This window comes from Halobacillus sp. H74 (assembly GCF_052246715.1).
GTDB lineage: Bacteria > Bacillota > Bacilli > Bacillales > Halobacillaceae > Halobacillus > Halobacillus litoralis_A.
In genome coordinates this window covers 556062-578497 of record NZ_JBQQCI010000004.1, presented here as the reverse complement: position 1 = coordinate 578497, position 22436 = coordinate 556062, and the positions used below count along the sequence as shown (strand labels likewise).

Here is a 22436-nt window from a genome sequence, read left to right as displayed (position 1 = left end):
TCAAACTCTCCATAAAAGTTAGTTTGACTTGCTCATTTGCACACCGAATGTGCTTGTTTCAAATCTCTTCTTTATAAGAAGAAATATCTTGACGTACTGGTTGGTTCGTTCAGTTTTCAAAGATCAATGACTGCCCTATGCGACAGTAATCAAATTCTAGCACAATAAATTATATATCGTCAATAGTTTTGATAGATTTTGTTGAAATAAATATTTCGTCCTTGATTTGATTTGTTTTCAAATAAGCAACGTTGACTATATTACATGTCTCTATTGATCACGTCAATAGTTTGTTAGATTTTTTATAAAAGGACTCCACTTTGCCTCTTAAGGTATTAACAAATCAAAAACCCCTTTAATTAACCATTGAGGAAAGCAGAGTAGAATTTCAATTATGAGGATGTGGAAACGGAAGCTTCCCCTTTACCCAGGTGCGAATAGTTGTACCGGTGCAAAATATAAGTTTCAATCCTCTTATAGATATACATACATATCCACTTATCATTCCAGAATGATCATTCACTGATTACAAATAAAAGATCCCCTTCTTCGAAAGAAGGAGATCATCCATTGGATTGAATATAATAGACAGGTTTGTGTTGTTTTTTTCTAATTAATTTTGCAGCCATTTTCGCTCCGCGTTTATCATCGGACACTACCAAAATTTTCTTCGGACAATCAAAACGCTCGTTCAGAGTTCTTCTTAAATAGCTCAGAGGGATGTTCTCTGCACCTGGATAGGGGGAACGGTGTGCACTGATATAATCTCTTATATCGATGACACAGAATTCATCTTCTGTAGACCTCTGCCGTTGATATGGCTTCAAGAAAAATCTCTGGTTGATTTGATAGGCAACCATCATGATTAAAATGACGGCACAGCCGTATAAAATTTCCATGACCTTTTATCCTTTCACTCTAGAAGACGAGTTCTCCGTTCCAGCCCAACATCCCGCCTTCCATATTCTTAACATTAGAAAAACCATTTTCATTCATGAATTCTGCTGCATTCATGCTTCTCCTACCTGACCGGCAAATCATGACATATTCCTTATCCTTAGGTAGTTGATCAACCGATTGCGGGACATCACTTAGACGGATATGTTTAGCCGTAGGTACCATCCCTTGTGCTACTTCATCATCTTCCCTTACATCTATAACTGTAAAATCTTCTTTTCGTCCGATTCTCTTCTCTACTTCTTGCGGAGTGATTTCTTCTATACGGCTCACATAAGACCCTCCTAAAGATTAGTTTCAAATATATTTTAATTTATAACAACTCAAAGTCAAGGTATCTGTTTTGGAGTGTTCAGCTTGTAAAGAACCACCTCGCACGCTTTATCGAGGTGGTTACTATATCAGTTTGCTACGATATTCACTAGCTTTCCAGGAACGGCAATCACTTTTCTTACTGTTTTACCTTCTAACCATTCTTGAACATTTGTATTTTCTAATGCTTGTTTCTCAAGGTCTTCTTTAGAGGCTTCTTTGTTGACCATCATCTTCGCTCTCACTTTCCCCATGACTTGAATGACGATTTCAACTTCATCTTCAACTAGTTTAGACTCGTCAAAAGAAGGCCATGGTTCATAGCTGATGGTTTCTTTGTGACCGAGTATTTCCCAAAGTTCTTCTGAAATGTGTGGAGCAACCGGAGACAACAGCTTTACAAACCCTTCCACATATTCTTTAGGCAATACATCCGTTTTGTAGCCTTCATTAATGAATACCATCATCTGAGAAATTCCTGTATTGAAACGAAGTTCCTCGAAATTCTCTGATACCTTTTTAACGGTTTCGTGATACACCTTCTCAAGCGTACTGTCATCACTATCCTCTTGAATGGCCCCTGATGATTCTCCATCCGTAACGAACAGCCTCCAAACGCGATCTAGGAAACGGCGTGCCCCATCCAGACCATTCGTAGACCAGGCTACAGATGCATCCAATGGTCCCATGAACATCTCATAAAGTCTCAAGGTGTCGGCTCCGTGGGAATAAACGATATCATCAGGATTCACTACGTTCCCTTTTGATTTACTCATTTTCTCATTGTTTTCTCCCAAAATCATCCCTTGGTTAAACAACTTCTGGAAAGGCTCTTTGGTCGGTACCACTCCCGCATCATAAAGGACTTTATGCCAGAAGCGGGCGTATAGTAAGTGAAGGACCGCGTGCTCCGCCCCACCGATATATACATCAACTGGAAGCCACTTTTTCAATGCTTCATAATCTGCGAACATTTCATCATTATTTGCATCTATATAACGAAGGTAATACCAGCAACTCCCTGCCCATTGAGGCATGGTATTCGTTTCCCTCCGTCCTTTCATCCCTGTTTCTGGATCAACGACATTCACCCATTCTTCTATATTGGCAAGTGGTGATTCACCTGTGCCTGATGGCTTGATTTCCGTTGTTTTAGGAAGTTGTATAGGGAGATCTTTTTCTTCCACTGGTGTGATGGAACCATCTTCCCAATGGATGACTGGTATAGGTTCACCCCAATATCGTTGCCGGCTGAACAACCAATCACGAAGACGGTAAGTCGTTTGTTTCCGCCCATCACCATTGTCTTCCAGCCATTCTATTGATTTGGTGATCGCTTCTTCTTTTGCCAAGCCGTTCAAGAAATCAGAGTTGATATGAGGGCCGTCACCTGTGTATGCCTCTTCCTCCACATTTCCTCCTTCGACTACTGGAATGATAGGAAGGTTGAACTTTTGAGCGAATTCATAATCCCTATCATCGTGAGCGGGTACTGCCATGATGGCTCCACTTCCATAAGTCATCAATACATAATCAGCTACCCAAATCGGTAACTTTTCTCCATTGATCGGATTGACCGCATATGCTCCTGTGAATACACCTGACTTATCTTTAGCTAAATCGGTACGTTCTAAGTCACTCTTGTTCTGGGCTTTTTCAATGTAACCCTCTACTTCAGACTTTTGCTCTTCAGCAACAATCTCATTTACAAGTGGGTGCTCTGGAGCTAATACAGCATAAGTCGCTCCAAAGAGCGTATCCGGTCTTGTTGTAAAAACATTAAAAGACTGATTATACTCATCGATTTGGAATGTTACTTCAGCACCTTCTGATTTACCGATCCAATTCCGCTGCATATCCTTGATACTCTCCGGCCAATCCAGATCCTCTAAGTCATCAAGAAGACGATCTGCGTAGGCTGTAATTTTAAGCATCCATTGTTTCATTGGACGGCGTTCAACCGGATGATCGCCTCTTTCACTTTTGCCATCGATGACTTCTTCATTGGCAAGCACAGTACCCAATGCGGGGCACCAATTGACAGCTACTTCATCAATGTACGCAAGACCTTTTTCATAAAGCTTCAAGAAAATCCATTGCGTCCATTTATAATAATCAGGATCAGTCGTGTTCACTTCCCGATCCCAATCATAGGAAAAGCCTAATTCCTGAATTTGACGGCGGAATGTATCGATATTTTTTTTGGTGAATTCTTCCGGGTCATTTCCTGTATCTAATGCATATTGTTCTGCTGGTAAACCGAATGCATCCCAGCCTATCGGGTGAAGAACTTCGTAGCCTTGCATCCGCTTCATACGGGACAAAATATCTGTAGCTGTATAACCTTCAGGGTGACCAACGTGCAGGCCAGCCCCTGATGGGTAAGGGAACATATCCAGTGCGTAAAATTTCTTTTTGTCCGAATAGCTGTCTGTTTGGAATGTTTTTTCCTTCAGCCAATGCTTTTGCCATTTTTTCTCAATGGTCTTATGATCAAAAGCCATATTCTTTTCCTCCTCATTATCTGAATAAAAATATAAAAAGCCCCTCATCCCTAAATGGGACGAGAGGCTTGATTCCCGCGGTACCACCCAAATTAACACTATAAAAGCGTTCAACTCGACATCTATAACGGCGATCACACCGGCAGAAACTACTTATGTTCACATCTGCAACATCCAAGGCGAGTTCATGACATTCAAGGACAGCTTTCACCAGCCACTGTCTCTCTAAAGCTTGAATCAATCACTACTACTCCTCATCTAAGTTTTTACATTTATAATCGTATCTTAATGAAAGCAGAAGGCTTTGTCAAGCAGACGGAGCCGTATTACCTTACAATAGAAAAAGTCCGTGATAAAATCATAGTGAAAGATGAAGGAGGTTTCTTATGAAAAAACTAATAAGCAAGGCTGTAAACTACGCTAAAAGAAATCCTGAGCAAACAAAACAGTATGCGAAGAAAGCTTATGACTCTGTACAGAAACACAAAAAGAATTCCAAAAACAAATCAAACTCTAAATATTGACCTGCATCTTTATGGTGCAGGTTTTTTCTTCGGCCAGGAATTTTAAAATGTTTAATTGAGAAGAAAAACCGCTTCACACAGGAAAAGACGTCCCTAAGTTCATCGATAATGTCCAAGACTTATGAGCCCGTGTCTGATTCATTTCATAGCCCTGTTTCCCATGCTACAATAAGGAATAGTGATTATATGTAAGATACGGAGGTTAGGTTAATGATTCTGCACCGGATTGTAGATTACTCGCACATATTAATGAAGCAAGCTGTAAATAAGGGGGATATCGCCATTGACGGAACTTGCGGAAATGGTCATGATACCCTCCTTTTAGCTGAACTTGTCGGAGGGGGAGGGCACGTATATGCCTTTGATATCCAGAGTGAAGCAGTCCGAAAAACCAGAGATCGTTTATCAGCGGAAAAAGTACTCGACCAAACGACGGTTATTCATGACTCACACGGAAAGGTAGAAGATTACATACCAGAAAAACATAAGGGGAATGTTCAGGCAGCCATTTTCAATTTAGGATACCTTCCAGGCAGTGACAAAAGCGTTGTTACCACGCCTGATGAGACGATCGCATCTGTAACGAATGTCTTGTCTTCCTTGAAAAAGGGAGGATTGGTTGTGCTTGTAGTTTATCATGGGCATCCTGGTGGGAGTGAAGAAAAAGATGCTCTTTTAGAATATGTAACTTCGCTCAACCAAAAAGAATATCATGTCCTGAACTATGGGTTCATCAACCAGAAACGCACCCCTCCTTTTATCCTCGCAATTGAAAAACACTAATTAAAAACTGGAACACTTCAGGCGATTGTTCTAATGATTAAAAAAAGAAAAGACCTGGGCGTTTATAATTCTCGTCCAGGCTTTAATCTATGATATATCTTTGTATTGTAATAAAAAAATGTTGCTTTTTTCCCGCTCGACTTCAACATATCTTTTACAAAACTTTTAGCATTTTGTAGTTTACCGACTTTACGATCAGCCAAATACATACCGACCAAGCCTTCATGAATCATTTGATGAAAAGCTGGATCAGGGAGTTTCTTTATCTCATGGTGTGTCCTTTCAACAAAATACTTGAAACGTTTTTTCATTTGATCTTCATGTTCATAATAAGCACAGAAGTTCAAGTCACCTTCCAACTCATCTTCGTCTTGGTCAATATAGTAATCCAATAAAATATGCAGCCCTTGCATGAATGGAAAATAGCTGCGTTCCACTTGAGCAGCTAATGAATGATCGATCCTTCCGCCCAAAGTATAAGAAACAAGACAGAAGATGCCTAATGTTGACCCTGTGCAGGCAGAAAACTCATACCATTTCAATTCCGGCCATTCTTTTCGATGCATTTCAAACCATTGCTGAAGCCGTGGTATTCTCTCTTCTTCAATAACATGTTTATGTACCTGCAGATCACTGTATAGGGACCCTAGCTTCAAAGTATAGTCACCCACCATCTCATACCCTTCAGCTTTCCCCAGTACATCTTGACAAGTCTTTACTAGTTGATGTAAATACCCGCCATCATTCTTTTCCTCACGATAACGGTAGTAATCTTTTGTTTCATTAGTTGGAGTGAGAGCGTCTGTCATAGATTGATGCAACATTCTGAAATCCTCAGGATCCATTGAAGTACTGCGATCACAGAGATTATCCAAATAATCACTAATGGTTTGGTAAGCAACTATGAAGCGAATCGCCTCTCTTGCTTCATTCCCTGCTAACACGGAATAGATTGCTCCCCCTTCGCAATGGAACGTTTTTTCTTCAATGCTGGCAAGTGCTTGAGTTCTCAACTCTTCATCTGGTATAGCTTTTGCAAGTTCAATCCATCGCTCAAGTTCTTGATGAACGGCAGGGAAAATATTTTTGTAAACTTGATACATGAGGTGGACGGCATTTTTTGGAACAGAACCTATCAAGATGTTGCCTCCTTGCAGATTAATTAAAATGATTATCGATAAAAGACCGTGTATAGCGATAAACCTCTTCAAATTCCGGTTCATTAAAAATTTCGTGATAAAGCCCAGGCCACTGTTTATAGCTCTTTTCTTTCGAAACGACTTTATCAAACCACTCTGTAGTTTTTTGAGCGTCAACCATGTAATCCGCTTCTGCCTGCATGACCAGCAGAGGGACATCAGGGAATTTGTCAATATTCAAAAATGCTTGACGTGTCGCCTTTTGAAATTCACGATACCACCGAACAGAAACTTTATCAATAATCAATGGATCCTCATTGAATTCCGTAATCTTCTTAGGATTCCTTGTTATGATTTCTGGCTGCTGAGAAGCTTTGATCCTAAGTGAAGGGGTGATATGGTTCAGGAGATAAGAAACTGCCTCTAAAGGTTTGCTTGCTTTATTCAAGATACTAACCGCTGGTGAGGACAGAATCACTCCATCTACTTTTGTTTGTTTTTCTTCCATGAACCGAATCACAGCCAACCCTCCCATGCTATGGCCAATGATGAATATCTTTTTTTCAGGATTTGCCTGCTCCACCCAGGATTTGATTGTATTGGTGTAATCCTTAAAAGAATGGATATGTCCTTTCTTCCCTTCTGAAACACCTTGCCCGGGAAGGTCGCCATATATGACTGAAAAGTGATCCTGACGTAAACGTTCCACTAATTCCTTGTACCTGCCACCATGTTCAAAGGCCCCGTGTACGAGAACGATGGTAGCGATATCGTCAACAGACTCCAATTTCTTCACAGCGTTCCCCCCTTTTCTTCTGATATACTATTATCAACTATATTATAAGGGGGTTCAGTATGTATTGCGAATATAAAGGAAAGCATCCGGACATCCACCCGAGCGCTTTCGTAGCGGATGATGCGGTTATTACAGGTGACGTCACCATAGGTGAAATGGCAAGCATATGGTTTAAAACAGTAATACGAGGAGATGTGGCACCAGTACATATCGGTAAAAACACAAACATCCAGGATCTCAGCCTTCTGCATCAAAGCCCTGATCAACCCTTGATCATTGAGGATGGCGTGACGGTCGGCCATCAAGTTACACTCCACTCTGCTCATATAAGGGAAAATGCTTTAATCGGGATGGGTTCGCTTATTCTGGATGGTGCGGAAATCGGGGAACAGGCATTCATCGGTGCAGGGAGTCTAGTACCGCCCGGTAAAGTGATCCCTCCAAATACACTAGCTTTCGGTCGGCCGGCTAAAGTGATCAGAGAATTGAATAATGATGACATTAAAGAGTTGAATCGCATTCGCGCAAGCTATGTTGAAAAAGGACAATATTATAAAAAACAGCAGAAATAAATAACTGCCTCCACGGTAAAGTGGAGGCAGTTTTTTATTATTTAAACCGATCTTTCAATTGAGCTGCTTTATCTGTTTTTTCCCAAGGAAATTCTACATCTGTCCGGCCAAAGTGACCATATGCAGCTGTTTGGCGGTAAATCGGCCGACGAAGGTCGAGCATTTTAATGATCCCGGCCGGACGAAGGTCGAACAATTCGCGAACAGCTTCGACAAGTTTCTCCTCCGATACTCTCCCTGAACCATTCGTATTGATGGAGATCGATACAGGTTGGGCCACTCCAATCGCATATGCTAATTGGACTTCTACAGAATCAGCAAGATCCGCAGCGACTATATTTTTTGCTACATAACGGGCAGCATACGCAGCAGAACGGTCAACTTTGGTAGCATCTTTACCACTGAAAGCACCGCCTCCATGACGAGCGTAACCTCCATAGGTGTCGACAATGATTTTTCTCCCCGTCAACCCTGCATCTCCTTGAGGTCCACCGATAACGAAGCGGCCAGTAGGATTAATGAAATACTTTGTCTCATCATCAATCAAACCATTAGGTACGACAGGGTCTATGACGTGGGTTTTTAAATCTTTCTTGATTTGCTCAAGTGTGATCTCCTCTGCGTGCTGAGTAGAAATGACAATTGTATCAACCCTGACCGGTTGATCCTTATCATCATATTCTATCGTCACCTGAGTCTTTCCATCTGGACGCAAATAATCCAAGGTACCATCATTGCGGACATCTGCCAGGCGTTTAGAAAGTTTATGAGCCAAAGCGATCGGAAGCGGCATAAGTTCGTCTGTTTCGTTGTTAGCGAATCCGAACATCAGACCTTGATCTCCAGCACCAATGGCTTCAATTTCATCATCACTCATCTTACCTTCTCGAGATTCTAAAGCAACATCAACGCCTCCAGCAATATCAGGAGATTGCTCATCGATGGCTGTCAATACAGCGCAAGTATCGGCATCAAATCCATACTTCGCTCGTGTATATCCTATTTCTTTGATTGTCTGACGGACAATCGAAGGTATATCTACATAAGTATTAGTACTGATCTCTCCGGAGACAAGCACCAGTCCCGTTGTAACTGTTGTCTCACATGCAACCCTCGCGTTCGGGTCATTTTTTAAAATTTCGTCTAAAATGGCATCAGAAATCTGATCGCAAATTTTGTCAGGGTGTCCTTCTGTAACAGATTCTGATGTGAATAACCGGCGGTTGGCAGGCATTCTGAAAAACTCCTCCTTCTGTAAGTACAAAGTATTAGACGGAACTCTTTACCAGTATGTGCAGAAACTAATAAGCTGTTTCATATATTTTCTTGTTGAATCATTTCACAACCAATTGAGCTTTTACATAGGAATATCACCAGGTTTTCCACCTGCTACGGATATTTCTCATAAAAAAGAAAAAACCCTTCCTATATCGAGGAAAGGGGCTGCTTCCTTTCGCTCTTATCGTCCAAGGAGTGTTCTCATTCCTTGCTTCAGGTTAGCACCATGTCATTTGAAAAGACGGTTGCTGGGTTTCTAAGGGCCTGTCCCTCCACCAACTCTGGATAAGAGAGTTTCCGTTCTCAGTTATCGTATCGAAATCCATGTTTAATGTCAATTAGAATACTAAGCTTTTCTAAGGGAAAAGGACCATGTGGAAGTGGTCGATCCTTTCTTCAATCGTAAACGTTCATTAGTATATTACATAAGATGATAACAAGGTATTTCCCACATATATATAGAAATTAATATCATGAAAGCATTTTCAATAATAGTATGGACTATTGTGATTAATGTGTTATACTAATTCCAGATTAGCTTACATTTAAATTTTAATATAAAGGCGGGTCGACGCATATGAGTACCATCAATCAAATGTCAGAATTAAACCTCTTATTAGCGCAAGAGCATGTCCAACACCAATCATCTGTTCCACATTTAGTGGAAAGGATCTTATATCGTAATGAAGGAACTTTAACGGAAAAAGGGGCCGTTCAAGCAACGACAGGTACTTACACTGGTAGATCACCAAAAGATAAATTCATCGTAAAAGATGAGACGACTGCAAATAAAGTCGACTGGGGAACTGTCAATAAACCTATCGATGACTCCACGTTCGTAAATCTGTACCATAAAGTTCTGGATTATTTGAAGGGAAGAAATGAATTATTCGTTTTCAAAGGTTATGCAGGAGCTGATGAGAAACACCGCCTCCCCCTTCAAGTACTTACCGAATTCGCTTGGCACAATTTGTTCGCCCGACAAATGTTCATACGTCCTGAGACTTCAGAAGTTGAAGATCACGAAGCTGAATTCACAGTCATTTCAGCACCAACCTTCAAAGCGGACCCCAGTGTAGATGGTACGAACTCTGAAGCATTCATCATGATTTCCTTCAAACACCGTGTTGTACTTATAGGCGGCACAGAATATGCAGGAGAAATAAAAAAATCCATCTTTTCTGTGATGAATTACGTTCTTCCTGAAAAGAACGTCCTGCCTATGCACTGTTCGGCAAATGTCGGAAAAGAAGGAGATGTCGCTTTATTTTTCGGACTCTCCGGGACAGGGAAAACCACTTTGTCTGCTGATCCACAGCGCCGATTAATCGGGGATGATGAGCATGCTTGGTCCAGTTACGGAGTATTCAACATTGAAGGAGGATGCTACGCGAAATGTATCAACCTCTCCCAAGAAAAAGAACCGCAGATTTTTGATGCCATTCATTTTGGAGCTGTGTTAGAAAATGTGGTGTTAAACGAAGAAACCCATAGACCTGATTACAGTGATACGAGTCTAACTGAAAATACTCGTGCTGCTTATCCTCTCGAGCATATTGAAAATACAGTACAACCGAGTATCGCCGGTCATCCAAATGCCATCATCTTTTTGACAGCAGATGCTACCGGTGTTTTACCTCCCATCAGCAAACTGACTAAAGAACAGGCGATGTACCATTTTCTAAGTGGTTATACAAGTAAGCTTGCAGGAACGGAGAGAGGGATTACCGAGCCGCAAGCAACATTCTCTGCTTGTTTCGGATCACCTTTTCTTCCTTTAGCTCCAGCTACTTATGCTGAAATGCTTGGTGAAAAAATCGACCAGTTCAACACAGATGTTTATTTAGTCAACACTGGGTGGTCTGGCGGTTCCTACGGTGAAGGAGAACGAATCAAGTTAAGTTATACGAGGTCTATGATTCAAGCCGCATTAGAAGGAGAGCTGAGTTCAGCAGAGACTTATCAAGATCCTTACTTCGGGTTGAACATTCCCACGCATTGCCCTGGAGTACCTGATGAAGTCCTTTTCCCAAGAAAAACCTGGGCAAAAGCAGAGGAGTATGACAAGAGTGCCAAAGAACTAGCGGAACAATTCCACGAAAACTTTCAAAAGTTCACTCATGCGAGCCATGCTATAAAGCAAGCAGGCCCGACCTATAACAGGTCCCGATAATATTTTCTCATCTTTTCATAGAATAAAAAGGGATCCACCGATACGAAGCGGTGGATCCCTTTTTAGCTCTCTTTGCAAATGTAATCAATTTTCTTCATACATTCGGGTAGAACTTCATCCTTCATCATGAAGCTGAACCGATCATTTCTTTTTAAGTTACGAGGTAAATGCCTGAATAATACAGGACCAAACGTTTCAAAATAATGCTCCTGATCCGTCAAACCGGAAATGACCGCAAAGTAAACGTTCTTTATGACGGTCCCACCTTTTCCATCTACATGGTATTGACCGATATAAGATAATTCATCAATTTGAGCGCCTGTCTCCTCTTGAACTTCTCTTATCGCTGCTTGCTCTGCCGTTTCCCCTTCCTCTACTTTCCCGCCCGGGAATTCGAGACCTCGGTCTTTGTGCTTCGTAAGCAGCCATTGGTCTTTAAAACGGCAAATGACCCACACATGTTTAGGTGTCTTAGAAAAAGGGTGATCATCAAAAGATAATCGAACAGGATTGTGATAAAAATCGTAAAATGTTTTCATGTCTGCTTCAACTGCCTTTAATTCTTTATAAGCGTTCTGTTTGCTTGCCTGTTTAAATCGTACCATAAGCCACCCCAAATACAAACCACTCTGCAGATAAACTTACAATCATCAAATGGTAGTGTCTTTTGGTTGATATACCCTCATATTTTGAAAATATAACAAAAGAAACCCAACTGGACTTAAATTCCGAAACGGCGGGATAGCCCCATCCTGAGATGAATAAACCTTTTTCCAATTCATTCGTATATCATGATGGTCTTTTTCTTTTTCTGCCAACAGAAGATGGGTGGTAAAGGGACATGAGAATGTTTAGAGCAAATGAATGCTTTTACCGATCACAATCATACCCCCGCAACTCCAGGAGCTTCAAAGCAGAAGGTGGTTATGCTCAACAATCAATTGGAGAAAAAATGAAAGAAAACACTGTCATACACTGTGAATACAGCCATTTTTATGAGACCGTGGACATCGAAATTCCAGCGGGTAGATAAAGTAGAAGTATAGGAAATGGATATTCTCCACGGTTTTATTAACTGAAAGTATTGAAGGCCGCTTCCTTATATGAAGCGGCCTTCTCCTTAATCTTCCAATACACCCATTTCGACAATATGATTCTTGGTTGTCTCATCACCGAGGTCATAAATTTTCTGAAAGGCATGTTTCATTTCCATGTCTGTCTCGTCATTATCTTCATCCTGGTGATAAGGCTTGAACGGTACATGAGCTCTGTAAAATGAACGTACATCGGAATTGTAGATTTCATCAAAAATCTCTCTTAAAGTGATTACTTCTTCTTTTGTAGCGTAAATGAGAAAATCGTCATTGTTTCCATCGTGATTCAATGAAATTTCTCTTGTGCCGATATTGATGTAATACTTATCCCTGTCCATGAATCGCCCTCCTTGGTCCTATTGTGAGCCATTGTTGGAAAGCTTATTACATTCTAAACAGAGAAAGTGTATGCTTCACAGGTCACATGGTGAAGATATTCCTCATCAACATCTACACCGATGCCAGGACCTTGAGGAACTTCTATTTGCCCTTTATTTATTTGAATACCAGGGTTGATGATGTCTTTTTCGAAGTAGCGCAAAGAACCAGACAGATCACCCGGTATGGTGAAATTAGGGAGAGAAGCAAGCGCCAGATTATGTGCTTTGGAAATTCCGGACTCAACCATCCCCCCGCACCAGACAGGGAAGCCCTTTCTTTTACAATAATCATGTATTTGGATTGCAGCCTTCAAGCCGCCCACCCTGCTGATTTTCACATTAATGATTTGGCAGCTTTCCAGCTGGACACCTTGGACCGCATCATGGAACCCACTCACTGATTCATCTAAACATAAAGGTGTTTGAAGGTTTTTTTGTAATTCACGGTGAAGATAAAAGTCACCCGGAGCAAAAGGTTGCTCGAGCATCATAAGACCATATTGATCCAATGACTTCAAATGATCGATATCTTTTGCATCATACTGTCCATTTGCGTCAATCATGATTGGAAGATCGGGATCTATTGCTTGAACAGTTTCAATCGTTTCATGTTCGTATCCTTTTTTAACCTTCAGCTTATAACGGTGATATCCATCTTTTTTTAAATCATGTATATATGATTCCATATCATCCCTTAAACTTATCACTGCCCCCGCTGTGACAAACTTTCGAGTTCCACCTATGAGCTGACTCAAGCTTACCTCTTCCTGCTTACAGTATAAATCCCATAATGAACCTTCCAGCCCAGATTTGGCCATTGGATGACCTTGAAAGCCCTCCATAATAGGTCCTATATCTTTCGGATGGTGGACATTTTTAGATAAGATCGATGGAATCAACAGTTCCTGCAATACATACCATGCTGTATGTATTGTTTCAGAAGTGTAGAATGGCGTAGGGAAAGCTGTGACCTCCCCATACCCTACACGACCGTCACCATCTCTCGTTTCGACGATGATCAGCGGTCTTTCTTCAAGGCGGCCGTGATGAGTGACGAATGGGGATTTCAATGGAAGTATAATCTTACGTAAAGTAATCCGGTCAATATTCATCTCAGTCCTCCTGATCCAATAAAGAAAATAATTGTCTGCGCAGCACCTTGTTCGAAGCATTTCTAGGAAGTTCCTCTACCCAGTGCAATTCAGCTGGCAGTTTATATTTTCCTAACCTTTCTTTACAGAAATCCAAAATCTCTTCTGATTCCAAGGTCTCAGGTGACTCTGAAACAAGGAAAGCGACAGGGACCTCGCCCCAACGTTCATCTTTACGGCCTGTAACCCCTGCTTCACGTATACCTGGAATATCAGATAACACACTTTCGATTTCTGCTGGATACACATTTTCCCCACCAGAAATAATCACATCCTTCACTCGATCGACCACATACAGAAATCCATCTTCATCTTTATAACCAATGTCTCCTGTTCTTAGATAGGCGTCCCTCTGTTGCGGACGATTATAATATCCTTTTGAAACCATCGGTCCACGAACGATAATCTCTCCTGGTTTCTTTTCATCATCGTTATTGATCCAGAGCTCAGCTATGCTTAACGCCTTACCTGCTGAACCTATTTTAGTAAAAGCTGACTCAGGGCTTAAGGTAGCAATTTGGGAGGATGTTTCTGTCATGCCATATGTCTGGAAGACGGGAACATTTCGGCCCGCTGTCTGCTCGAGTAAATGGACAGGGACAGGTCCCCCTCCTAAAAGCATACATTTGAAATGATCCGGGTATCGCTTGCCGCCTAAGTCTTCCATAAGCTTTTGTAGCATTACCGTGACCACGGAAACGTGTGATACCCCCTCAGTGATTAAAGCTTTATTTACCAAAGAAGGTTCAAACTTTTTCATTAAATGGATAGTCATTCCGTATATTACACTTTTCATCAAGACAGAAAAACCTCCGACATGAAACAATGGTAAACACATCAGCCATTTGTCATCATGTCGTAATCCCAGATTTAATGATGAAGCGATAGCACTGAACCAATGGTTCCCATATGTATGCATGACAGCTTTCGGCTTTCCCGTAGTGCCTGATGTGTACATCATCGTATAAACTTCATCCAGAGCCAACTCGTGCTTTAAGTCATATTCATCTGCAAGTTCCTGGGGCAGCTCACTCACTTTCTGCACGGCAGTATTCAAATTCTGAGAAGCTATTTCCGCTTTCACCTCATAACTATTACCTATGAATAAACGCTTAACATGAGCATCTTTTAATTGATAGGATATTTCTGCACTAGTCAATCTCGTGTTCAGTAACACGACAACGGCACCAATGTAGCTTATGGCATGTATGAAAACAGGATAATTCAAATCATTATCCGAGAGAAAAGCGATATGATCCCCTTTTTGCACACCTGAATTCATTAAAGCCTGTGCCATTTGCCTGCTTTCATTCCTTAGCTCTCCAAAGGTTTTCTTTCCCCCATCAGGAGACTCCAGAGCAATGTGATGAGGATTTACCTCTGATTGTTTTTCTAACCAATGTGGAATACATTCGCTCATTTTACTCATCCCTTTTTAAGATCTGGAAAAAAAGGGCACCCCCACTATGGGATGCCCCTTTAACAACCTTTCATTCATCAAATCATGGAAAACGCGGGAACTGATCGAAATCAGGCTTCCTCTTTTCCTTGAAGGCGTCACGGCCTTCTTTTGCTTCTTCTGTCGTGTAATAAAGCAGTGTAGCGTCTCCACCCATCTGCTGAAGGCCTGCAAGACCATCCGTGTCAGCATTGAATGAGGCTTTCAAGAAACGGAGGGCAGTAGGAGATTTTTCAAGCATCTCTCTACACCATTGAACTGTTTCTGCTTCCAGTTCTTCAAGAGGTACGACTGAGTTGACCAGCCCCATGTCTTCCGCTTCTTTCGCACTGTACTGGCGGCACAAATACCAAATTTCGCGTGCTTTCTTATGTCCGACGATACGTGCCAGCAAACCAGCACCATACCCGGCATCAAAACTCCCTACTTTCGGACCTGTTTGACCGAAGATGGCATTATCAGCTGCAATGGTCAAATCACATACAATATGTAATACGTGGCCGCCTCCTATAGCATAACCAGAAACCATCGCTACTACGGGTTTTGGAATAACCCGGATCAATCGTTGAAGATCCAGAACATTCAAACGCGGAATATGATCATCACCTACATAACCACCATGACCTCGTACACTCTGGTCCCCACCTGAACAGAAAGCATCATCGCCAGCTCCAGCTAATACAACAACGCCGATTCTAGAATCATCACGAGCATATGCAAATGCATCAATCAACTCATGGACGGTTTGTGGACGGAAAGCATTTCTTACCTCAGGACGGTTAATCGTGATTTTAGCGATCCCTTCAAATCTTTGATAGACAATATCTTCATATTCGCGGTCTTGAACCCAATCAAAAGACATATTATTTCCTCCTTGTTTACTTCTATATCTAGATTCTTCATGACCAAAACGTCTTCATACACATTTTATTTTACCATGAAGCTATCTACAATTTTAGCAAAAATCTGTGGTTTCTCAAGATGGACGGTATGACCGGCCCCTTCCACTTCTATCCAGGACCCATAAGAAAGCAACTCTTCCATCCTTCGATTGATGGATTGAAACTTACTATCTTTCGCTCCTGTGATAAGCATCACTTCAATTTCCAGGGAAGAAAGATGATCCCACCAGGAGGTTTGAACCCCCGTCCCCATGCCTCTTAAAGATTCAGATAGCCCTACAGGGTCTTGATTTAACCGTTCTCGCTTCAGCGTTTCTTTCTCCTGTTCAGGGAGAAGGACTTGAGATTTAAATAACGGGATGTTCTCCCAGAAGGAAACAAATTTTTCAATTCCTTCTTTTTGAAGCTGCTCCACCAACTTTTGATCATTTGCCTGTCGTACCTGTCTCTCTTCTATTGTGGCTAAACCTGGTGAAGCACTTTCTAAAATAAGCCGATCAACAAGATGAGGATAAAGAATAGCAAAAGATAAAGCTGTACGCCCACCCAGAGAATACCCCATCAATGTTACTTTTTCCAAGTTCATTTGGTCCAGAATGGCTGCTAGATCACAACAAAACTGTTCCATCGTCACCACTCCTACCGACCCTGTCCTTGAATGACCGGGAAGCTCCACTTTGATGACTCGATAATCTTGATTCATGTTTTCCAAGAAGAGATTGAATGTAGCTGCACTTCCAGTAAATCCATGGAGCATAAGCAAGGCAGGTCCCTCACCGGTGTCTTCTACCCAGTAATTCCGCTGTTGCACACGCTTAATCATCCTTTTCACTCCAGCTCAGGACAGCTTTTTCAACACTTTGCCACTTAGCTTTATGAAAAGCAACATGGTCCTCCCGGTTTGTCTTCACTTCAATGACATATAAAGATTCATTTTGATAACTTTCTGAAAGGGCCGTGCGATAATCATCCCAATTATCCACCTGTTCATGAATACCCCCATACATTTCTACAGCAGGTCCTAGCTCGATTCCGAGTGGTGTACCGAACAGTTCTTCAAAGTGTTTCTCATGATTGGACTGAGGAAGATAAGAAAATATTCCTCCTCCATCATTGTTGATGACGACAATTGTCAAAGGTATTCTCTTATTTTTAGCCATCCATAACCCGTTCATATCATGAAAAAAGGACAAGTCGCCAAGCAGCAGCGTCGTTTTCCGCCCTGTTGCAGCTGTTCCTAAAGCGGTGCTCACTACTCCATCAATACCATTCGCACCACGATTCGCCATTAACTTTATACGCTTTGGCGTCGACATGAAAAAGCTATCCACGTCCCTGATAGGCATACTGTTCCCAATAAAGAAGTTAGACTCATCAGGCAGGCTTTGCGATAAATACACAACAGCATGTCCCTCATTGAGGGACTCTCCAGGTTCAAGTAACATCTGTGTTTTAGCTTTATTATTCATAATCTGCCATTGATTCAACCAGGAGGTCTCTATATTATCTTCCGGCATATGGTCAGTGAGCTGATCGCAAAAACTTACGGGATCTGCCCAAATATGATTCGGGTTAATACCGGCAGGCTCCCGATAACTTGCATGATCATCCACAATATAATGATCGACCTGACTTTCAAATCTCTGCACCCATTTCAAATAGGCTTTGGAAACAGGCATTGCGCCAAAACGTAAGATATAGTCAGGGGTAAGACTTTCTTGAAGAAGCTCAGATTTCAGTAAACCGTCGTAGTTTTCAATGATATTCCTTTTATCGTGCTCCCCTGCCCGCAGTTGAGATAAAGGATCAGCCAGTATAGGGAGACCCATCCTCGAGGCCAGGCGTGTAACAGAAGCAGCCAGGTCCGTGTTTACCTGAGGTCCGACTACAATCAATCCCTTTTCCTTATGACCAAAATGAGTGAAGAAACTTTTAAGCTTCTCAGCAGATAAAACAGAGCTTCCTGCTTCCGCGCGCCGGATCGGCTTCACCTCTCCACGCCAACAGCCCTCCAAAGTAAAGTCAGGGATGAGGGGTTCTCGTAATGGAAAATTCAAATGGACGGGCCCCTCATGCCCTGCCACCGCTTCTTCAACAGCTCGAGCTGCCTGTCTTCTTGCATACATATGATTATCCAGTTCAGGCATGGCAAGATCCTGATACCATTTAGCGTAGTTACCAAACATGTTGATTTGGTTTATGGCTTGTGGTGCTCCCACTTCTCTTAACTCATGAGGACGGTCAGCCGTCAAAATGATCAGTGGGATGCGACTATAATAAGCTTCGACAATTGCTGGGTAGTAATTGGCTGCAGCTGTACCTGAAGTGCAGATCAAAGCTACGGGACGCTGCTCTTGTTTAGCCAGCCCTAAGGCGAAAAAGGCAGCCGACCTTTCATCGAGATGGACCCAATGGTTAATTTCTGAATGCTCAGCAAATGTCATAGCAAGCGGTGTAGATCTTGAACCTGGTGAAATGACCACATGCTCTACACCGGAGAAAGCAAGTTGGTCAACAAAGTGAGTGACAAACATAGATAATGACTCTATATGATTCATCAGAAACCTCCTAAAACAGACCGCATCGGTTGCAGCTTAACGGCTGTTTCTTCATACTCAGCCTCTGGATCTGAATCTTCTACAACACCACACCCAGCGAATAAGGAGGCTTCATCTTGTTGAATGAGTGCCGATCGGATGGCTACAGCGAATTCTCCGTTATTACGGGTGTCGAACCAACCGACAGGACCTGCATACCAGCCTCTGTTCAATGTTTCATGTTCTCTGATGTAAGACACGGATTTCTTCTGTGGCATACCACCAAGAGCTGGTGTAGGGTGAAGCTTCTCGATCACATCCAACAATGTATAACCTTGATCCAGAATAGCTTTCACTGGCGTATATAAATGCTGCAGATTCTTTAAAGGATAAAGAATAGGCGCTTCTGGTATTTCTATCTGACTACCGCAAGCTTCTACAGCTTCCCGAATCATTTCCACCACGAACTGATGCTCCTGACGGTTTTTAGGATCTGCCAATAACTCCTGCCCTAATAGCATGTCTTCTTCTTCAGATCTCCCTCTAGGAGTGGTGCCTGCCAGGCAAGTTGAAACCAACTTCCTTTCATCCACTTTCGCTAACCGTTCTGGTGTCGCACCTATGAAGTGATCTCCATTACTTTCAAAAGCGAAAACATAGCTGTTCGATTGTGTTTCAGCTAAAGTTCTCAGAATTGAAGTGATATGGGTATCTTCATGGAAAGATAATCTCAATTCACGCGCCAGTACGACCTTTTCAATCATACCAGCCTTAATATCTTCCGTAGCCTTTCTCACAGAAACTTTCCAGTCTTCCGGTGAAATTTCTACTGTTTTTTTGATTTCAGGAAGTTGGACAGCTTTCATTTCCGCTTCGAAAAGAAGCTCCCTTTGACTCAAAATCTGGTTGGCGATTTGCTGTGGGTGATCTTCTGGAAAAATTACTGCGTTGATTGTTAAATACGATTCCTCGTCCACATTAGTCAGTAAATAAGCAGGGATGGTCAACTGACTGTCAGGAAATGACTCCCATGGCGTTGTTTCTGCTTCAAAAGGATCAAAACTGAATCCACCTAAAGCTACCATACCAGTCCCTTTTTTATTATAATCATCATGGATGATTGCATTTTCCTGAAGCTCATTCCATAACGACTGCACTTCCTGGAAACGCTGTTCACTTTTCGCGTATAATTGACTGCCTTTACCGACGCCGACCATTGTAAAGTCATTATCAGCACTCTGCCAAAATGAGCGATGTGTATCTACAGCTGATCCCGCTTCAAAAAACTGAAAAGGGTCCTGGGTATCTATACGTTCAACGATACTTATAAAAAGAGGTTCCCCAATATGATGTGCTTTCTGAAGGGCTTCCCCGATCAATTCTTCTATATGAGGGGCCTTCGTATGAAGCATATAAATTCCTCCCATTCTTTAAGGGACGTTCATAATATTCTCATCATACAGCAACTTCGAAAGAAATAGTTGTATGCATCACTATCTATTTTATTCTCTTTTTTCTCTTGACTCAAGAAATCTTACCTCGTTCTTGCATTTTCTTACATTGATTGACACTCCGCGCCTGTTTCCCTAAACTTAAATTGTTATCATAAAATAAGATTGGAAACAAGGGAGAGAACATCAATGAGCTTAGTTCAAAACAACCAAAATGTAAAAGCTTCCTTGAATGAACGTGAAGGATTCCAAGTATGGTGGAGACTGCTTCGCCCTCATACATTAACAGCTGCATTCGTTCCTGTATTTGTCGGGACAATGTTAGCGGCTATGGAACAATCAATCGATTTCTGGTTATTTGCCGCTATGTTGCTCGCCTCCATCCTCATTCAAGCTGCCACGAATATGTTCAATGAATACTACGATTACGTTCGTGGACTCGATAATGAAAATTCAGTCGGGATTGGTGGAACAATTGTCCGGGATGGAATTCGTCCTAAAACTGTATTATTCCTCGCCCTCTCTTTTTTCGTAATCGCAGGTTTATTAGGAATTTATATTTGCGCTTCCTCCAGCTGGTGGATCGCTGTGATCGGCTTAATATCCATGTTGTTCGGTTATCTTTACACAGGCGGCCCCTATCCCATTGCCTATACTCCTTTTGGGGAGGTTACAGCAGGGTTCTTTATGGGAACGATAATCATAGGAATCAGTTACTACATCCAACGACTGATAATCACCAGTGAAGTTTTGATTGTTTCCATCCCGGTCGCAATCTTTGTAGGAACTATATTGCTCGCGAATAATATTCGCGACCGGGTGGGTGATGAAGAGAACGGAAGGAAGACCCTAGCCATTTTATTCGGCCACAAAGGTTCTATCGTTTTTTTAACCGTTTTATTTATTATTGCTTATATCATTACCGGAGCACTTATTTTCACAGGGACCCTTCCACTCTGGTCAGTAATCACTTTCTTTAGTGTAATAAAAGCTAGAAAAGCCATTCAGGGATTTATAGGAAAACAAGCACCTCTTGAAATGATGCCTGCTATGAAGGCTACAGCACAAACGAATACGATATATGGATTACTTTTAGGTCTTTCTTTGCTCATTCACCTTTATCTCCCCTTTGGTTAAAGTGAAGCGCATGAAGCTAATAAAGGTTCTGGTATTCACAACAATGAAGGATGGCTTACATACCATCCTTCTTTCTATTTAGGTTTGACCATTTTCAGAATGGGAATATTAAAAAAAGGTTGGGATGAAGATGGAACAATCAATGATGAAAAATACCTTGATGGAAACATTGGGGATGGAGATTGTAGAAGCTACTGAAAAACTCGTAAAAATAAGAATGCCTGTTGACTCCAGAACACTCCAGCCGATGGGTTTCTTACATGGTGGAGCGAATGTCGCATTAGCAGAAAGTGCCGCAAGTATTGGTGCTTATTTGAACATCGATCCTCAAGTGCAACAAGTATTCGGTGTAGAAATCAATGCTAACCATATAAAAAGCGCTCGTAATGGTCATGTCATAGGTACAGCCCTTCCAGCTCATATCGGAAAAAATACGATGGTCTGGGAAATTACCATTAAGAACGAGTCAGAAGAGATCATTTGTCTCTCCCGTTGTACTATCGGGATCGTTCCTCTGAAAAAATGAGATCACCTCAACAATAGAAAGGAGTACGATCATCCATGTTGACAGAACAGCAAAAAAAAGATTTCAAAAATCGCCTATTGAAAATGAAAGAAGAGGCTGAATCTGAAATGAAAGAATATCACCAGGACCAAGCCAAAGCAGACTACCCCAATGATCGGACAGGGGAAATCTCGAGTGTGGCCGATCATCCCGGCGACCAGGGCACAGATCAATTTGAGCGAGCGAAAGAGCAAACCCTTTATGAACAGGCTCGTGAAAAATTGATGGAAGTGAACGATGCTCTGAAAAGAATGGAAGAAGACCGCTATGGTTACAGTGAAAAGTCTGGAGATCCAATCCCCGAAGAACGTCTGGAAGCAATGCCGACCGCTCGTTATAAAGTCGACGAAGTAGAAAAAATGAAAGAACAATAACCAAACAAAAAAGGGCGCTGATCAGCGCCTTTTTTTGTTTGGTAGTATTAAATCAGAATCGTTAAGCAGAAGGACTCCCGAACTTTTCAGTCGCATCAATGAACAACCGTAAAGTGGAAGAAACGGTAGATACATCAACAAGACCATCATCGCTATCTTTCACTTTATCAAGCTGTAAAAGAATGTAATCATCATACCCTTGCACTTGCAGTTGACCAGCACAAATCTTACCTTTCAAAGTCATTATTTGTTGATGAAGAATTTCTCGATCCACACAGACCACTCCTTCGATTACTGAAGATTATATCTGCTATTCTTGCCAAATATGCCCTTTAATAAACGAAAAAC

22 protein-coding genes, 1 riboswitch and 1 other annotated feature are annotated in these 22436 nt (G+C 41.8%); of the genes, 7 read left to right on the top strand and 15 right to left on the bottom strand.

Annotated features, from left to right (window positions below):
- Positions 1-563: 563 nt before the first annotated feature.
- From ACTWPX_RS12160 to leuS, 3 genes are all read right to left on the bottom strand, one after another.
- A complete protein-coding gene (locus tag ACTWPX_RS12160; RefSeq protein ID WP_443119984.1) occupies positions 564-899 on the bottom strand; it encodes a rhodanese-like domain-containing protein in 336 nt (111 codons plus the stop codon).
- A 19-nt stretch (positions 900-918) separates the two neighbouring features.
- Entirely contained in the window at positions 919-1230 is a 312-nt protein-coding gene (locus tag ACTWPX_RS12155) for a rhodanese-like domain-containing protein (protein WP_443119983.1), read from the bottom strand.
- 128 nt (positions 1231-1358) lie between these two features.
- The gene (leuS, locus tag ACTWPX_RS12150; protein WP_443119982.1) at positions 1359-3773 is read right to left on the bottom strand and encodes a leucine--tRNA ligase; all 2415 of its coding nucleotides are present in this window, start codon (positions 3771-3773) and stop codon (positions 1359-1361) included.
- 52 nt (positions 3774-3825) lie between these two features.
- Positions 3826-4043, bottom strand: a binding site (T-box leader).
- A gap of 116 nt (positions 4044-4159) precedes the next feature.
- Between leuS and ACTWPX_RS12145 the strand changes: the two genes are divergently transcribed.
- Together ACTWPX_RS12145 and ACTWPX_RS12140 are read left to right on the top strand one after the other, a co-directional pair.
- Positions 4160-4297 (top strand): hypothetical protein, encoded by a 138-nt coding sequence (locus ACTWPX_RS12145; RefSeq protein WP_164908596.1) that lies wholly within the window; start codon positions 4160-4162, stop codon positions 4295-4297.
- A gap of 210 nt (positions 4298-4507) precedes the next feature.
- A complete protein-coding gene (locus tag ACTWPX_RS12140; protein WP_443119981.1) occupies positions 4508-5080 on the top strand; it encodes a class I SAM-dependent methyltransferase in 573 nt (190 codons plus the stop codon).
- 62 nt (positions 5081-5142) lie between these two features.
- On the opposite strand, the gene ACTWPX_RS12135 is transcribed toward ACTWPX_RS12140, so the two are convergent.
- A complete protein-coding gene (locus ACTWPX_RS12135; RefSeq protein ID WP_443119999.1) occupies positions 5143-6183 on the bottom strand; it encodes a tetraprenyl-beta-curcumene synthase family protein in 1041 nt (346 codons plus the stop codon).
- A 55-nt stretch (positions 6184-6238) separates the two neighbouring features.
- Positions 6239-7015 (bottom strand): lysophospholipase, encoded by a 777-nt coding sequence (locus ACTWPX_RS12130; protein WP_443119980.1) that lies wholly within the window; start codon positions 7013-7015, stop codon positions 6239-6241.
- Positions 7016-7074: 59 nt separating this feature from the next.
- Here ACTWPX_RS12130 and ACTWPX_RS12125 point away from each other — a divergent pair, with 59 nt between their 5' ends.
- Positions 7075-7587 carry a gamma carbonic anhydrase gene (locus ACTWPX_RS12125; protein WP_443119979.1) on the top strand — a complete coding sequence of 171 codons (513 nt, stop codon included), beginning with the start codon at positions 7075-7077 and terminating at the stop codon, positions 7585-7587.
- Between the two features lie 37 nt (positions 7588-7624).
- Here ACTWPX_RS12125 and metK read toward each other — a convergent pair whose 3' ends face one another.
- On the bottom strand, positions 7625-8821 hold the full coding sequence (gene metK, locus ACTWPX_RS12120; protein ID WP_443119978.1) for a methionine adenosyltransferase: 1197 nt from the start codon (positions 8819-8821) through the stop codon (positions 7625-7627).
- A gap of 222 nt (positions 8822-9043) precedes the next feature.
- Positions 9044-9157, bottom strand: a riboswitch (SAM riboswitch).
- Between the two features lie 285 nt (positions 9158-9442).
- On the opposite strand from metK, the gene pckA reads away from it, so the two are divergent.
- Entirely contained in the window at positions 9443-11038 is a 1596-nt protein-coding gene (gene pckA / locus ACTWPX_RS12115; RefSeq protein ID WP_128526153.1) for a phosphoenolpyruvate carboxykinase (ATP), read from the top strand.
- Positions 11039-11100: 62 nt separating this feature from the next.
- Here pckA and ytkD read toward each other — a convergent pair whose 3' ends face one another.
- The 8 genes from ytkD to ACTWPX_RS12075 all read right to left on the bottom strand — a co-directional run bounded on the left by ytkD (position 11101) and on the right by ACTWPX_RS12075 (position 19973).
- Complete coding sequence (gene ytkD, locus ACTWPX_RS12110; protein WP_443119998.1) at positions 11101-11577, bottom strand: RNA deprotection pyrophosphohydrolase; 477 nt, start codon at positions 11575-11577, stop codon at positions 11101-11103.
- A gap of 581 nt (positions 11578-12158) precedes the next feature.
- Positions 12159-12470, bottom strand: a complete 312-nt coding sequence (locus ACTWPX_RS12105; protein WP_443119977.1) for a hydrolase — start codon at positions 12468-12470, stop codon at positions 12159-12161.
- A 53-nt stretch (positions 12471-12523) separates the two neighbouring features.
- Positions 12524-13624: an o-succinylbenzoate synthase gene (gene menC, locus ACTWPX_RS12100; RefSeq protein ID WP_443119976.1), complete on the bottom strand. Its 1101-nt coding sequence runs from the start codon at positions 13622-13624 to the stop codon at positions 12524-12526.
- 1 nt (position 13625) lies between these two features.
- The gene (locus ACTWPX_RS12095; protein ID WP_443119975.1) at positions 13626-15083 is read right to left on the bottom strand and encodes an o-succinylbenzoate--CoA ligase; all 1458 of its coding nucleotides are present in this window, start codon (positions 15081-15083) and stop codon (positions 13626-13628) included.
- Positions 15084-15165: 82 nt separating this feature from the next.
- Positions 15166-15984: a 1,4-dihydroxy-2-naphthoyl-CoA synthase gene (menB, locus tag ACTWPX_RS12090; RefSeq protein ID WP_128526149.1), complete on the bottom strand. Its 819-nt coding sequence runs from the start codon at positions 15982-15984 to the stop codon at positions 15166-15168.
- Positions 15985-16049: 65 nt separating this feature from the next.
- A complete protein-coding gene (gene menH / locus ACTWPX_RS12085; protein ID WP_443119974.1) occupies positions 16050-16847 on the bottom strand; it encodes a 2-succinyl-6-hydroxy-2,4-cyclohexadiene-1-carboxylate synthase in 798 nt (265 codons plus the stop codon).
- Entirely contained in the window at positions 16840-18582 is a 1743-nt protein-coding gene (gene menD / locus ACTWPX_RS12080; RefSeq protein WP_443119973.1) for a 2-succinyl-5-enolpyruvyl-6-hydroxy-3-cyclohexene-1-carboxylic-acid synthase, read from the bottom strand. Before menD ends, menH begins: the two co-directional genes overlap by 8 nt.
- Positions 18582-19973 carry an isochorismate synthase gene (locus tag ACTWPX_RS12075; protein ID WP_443119972.1) on the bottom strand — a complete coding sequence of 464 codons (1392 nt, stop codon included), beginning with the start codon at positions 19971-19973 and terminating at the stop codon, positions 18582-18584. The genes menD and ACTWPX_RS12075 overlap by 1 nt, the downstream gene beginning before the upstream one ends.
- A gap of 228 nt (positions 19974-20201) precedes the next feature.
- Here ACTWPX_RS12075 and ACTWPX_RS12070 point away from each other — a divergent pair, with 228 nt between their 5' ends.
- The 3 genes from ACTWPX_RS12070 (at position 20202) to ACTWPX_RS12060 (ending at position 22088) form a co-directional block, all read left to right on the top strand.
- Positions 20202-21149 carry a 1,4-dihydroxy-2-naphthoate polyprenyltransferase gene (locus ACTWPX_RS12070; protein ID WP_443119971.1) on the top strand — a complete coding sequence of 316 codons (948 nt, stop codon included), beginning with the start codon at positions 20202-20204 and terminating at the stop codon, positions 21147-21149.
- Between the two features lie 130 nt (positions 21150-21279).
- Positions 21280-21675, top strand: a complete 396-nt coding sequence (locus ACTWPX_RS12065; RefSeq protein WP_443119970.1) for a hotdog fold thioesterase — start codon at positions 21280-21282, stop codon at positions 21673-21675.
- Positions 21676-21710: 35 nt separating this feature from the next.
- Entirely contained in the window at positions 21711-22088 is a 378-nt protein-coding gene (locus tag ACTWPX_RS12060) for a hypothetical protein (protein WP_128526143.1), read from the top strand.
- Positions 22089-22149: 61 nt separating this feature from the next.
- Here the strand turns inward: ACTWPX_RS12060 and ACTWPX_RS12055 are convergent, their stop codons facing one another.
- On the bottom strand, positions 22150-22362 hold the full coding sequence (locus ACTWPX_RS12055) for a hypothetical protein (RefSeq protein ID WP_128526142.1): 213 nt from the start codon (positions 22360-22362) through the stop codon (positions 22150-22152).
- Between the last annotated feature and the right edge of the window lie 74 nt (positions 22363-22436).

Coding starts and splice junctions, on each gene's coding strand:
- menB (WP_128526149.1), bottom strand. CDS start 15,984: ATGTCTTTTGATTGGGTTCAAGACCGCGAATATGAAGATATTGTCTAT.
- ACTWPX_RS12160 (WP_443119984.1), bottom strand. CDS start 899: ATGGAAATTTTATACGGCTGTGCCGTCATTTTAATCATGATGGTTGCC.
- menH (WP_443119974.1), bottom strand. CDS start 16,847: ATGATTAAGCGTGTGCAACAGCGGAATTACTGGGTAGAAGACACCGGT.
- ACTWPX_RS12075 (WP_443119972.1), bottom strand. CDS start 19,973: ATGCTTCATACGAAGGCCCCTCATATAGAAGAATTGATCGGGGAAGCC.
- ACTWPX_RS12070 (WP_443119971.1), top strand. CDS start 20,202: ATGAGCTTAGTTCAAAACAACCAAAATGTAAAAGCTTCCTTGAATGAA.
- ACTWPX_RS12140 (WP_443119981.1), top strand. CDS start 4,508: ATGATTCTGCACCGGATTGTAGATTACTCGCACATATTAATGAAGCAA.
- ytkD (WP_443119998.1), bottom strand. CDS start 11,577: ATGAAAACATTTTACGATTTTTATCACAATCCTGTTCGATTATCTTTT.
- ACTWPX_RS12095 (WP_443119975.1), bottom strand. CDS start 15,083: ATGAGCGAATGTATTCCACATTGGTTAGAAAAACAATCAGAGGTAAAT.
- pckA (WP_128526153.1), top strand. CDS start 9,443: ATGAGTACCATCAATCAAATGTCAGAATTAAACCTCTTATTAGCGCAA.
- ACTWPX_RS12060 (WP_128526143.1), top strand. CDS start 21,711: ATGTTGACAGAACAGCAAAAAAAAGATTTCAAAAATCGCCTATTGAAA.
- metK (WP_443119978.1), bottom strand. CDS start 8,821: ATGCCTGCCAACCGCCGGTTATTCACATCAGAATCTGTTACAGAAGGA.
- ACTWPX_RS12145 (WP_164908596.1), top strand. CDS start 4,160: ATGAAAAAACTAATAAGCAAGGCTGTAAACTACGCTAAAAGAAATCCT.
- menD (WP_443119973.1), bottom strand. CDS start 18,582: ATGAATCATATAGAGTCATTATCTATGTTTGTCACTCACTTTGTTGAC.
- leuS (WP_443119982.1), bottom strand. CDS start 3,773: ATGGCTTTTGATCATAAGACCATTGAGAAAAAATGGCAAAAGCATTGG.
- ACTWPX_RS12135 (WP_443119999.1), bottom strand. CDS start 6,183: ATGTATCAAGTTTACAAAAATATTTTCCCTGCCGTTCATCAAGAACTT.
- ACTWPX_RS12105 (WP_443119977.1), bottom strand. CDS start 12,470: ATGGACAGGGATAAGTATTACATCAATATCGGCACAAGAGAAATTTCA.
- menC (WP_443119976.1), bottom strand. CDS start 13,624: ATGAATATTGACCGGATTACTTTACGTAAGATTATACTTCCATTGAAA.
- ACTWPX_RS12065 (WP_443119970.1), top strand. CDS start 21,280: ATGGAACAATCAATGATGAAAAATACCTTGATGGAAACATTGGGGATG.
- ACTWPX_RS12125 (WP_443119979.1), top strand. CDS start 7,075: ATGTATTGCGAATATAAAGGAAAGCATCCGGACATCCACCCGAGCGCT.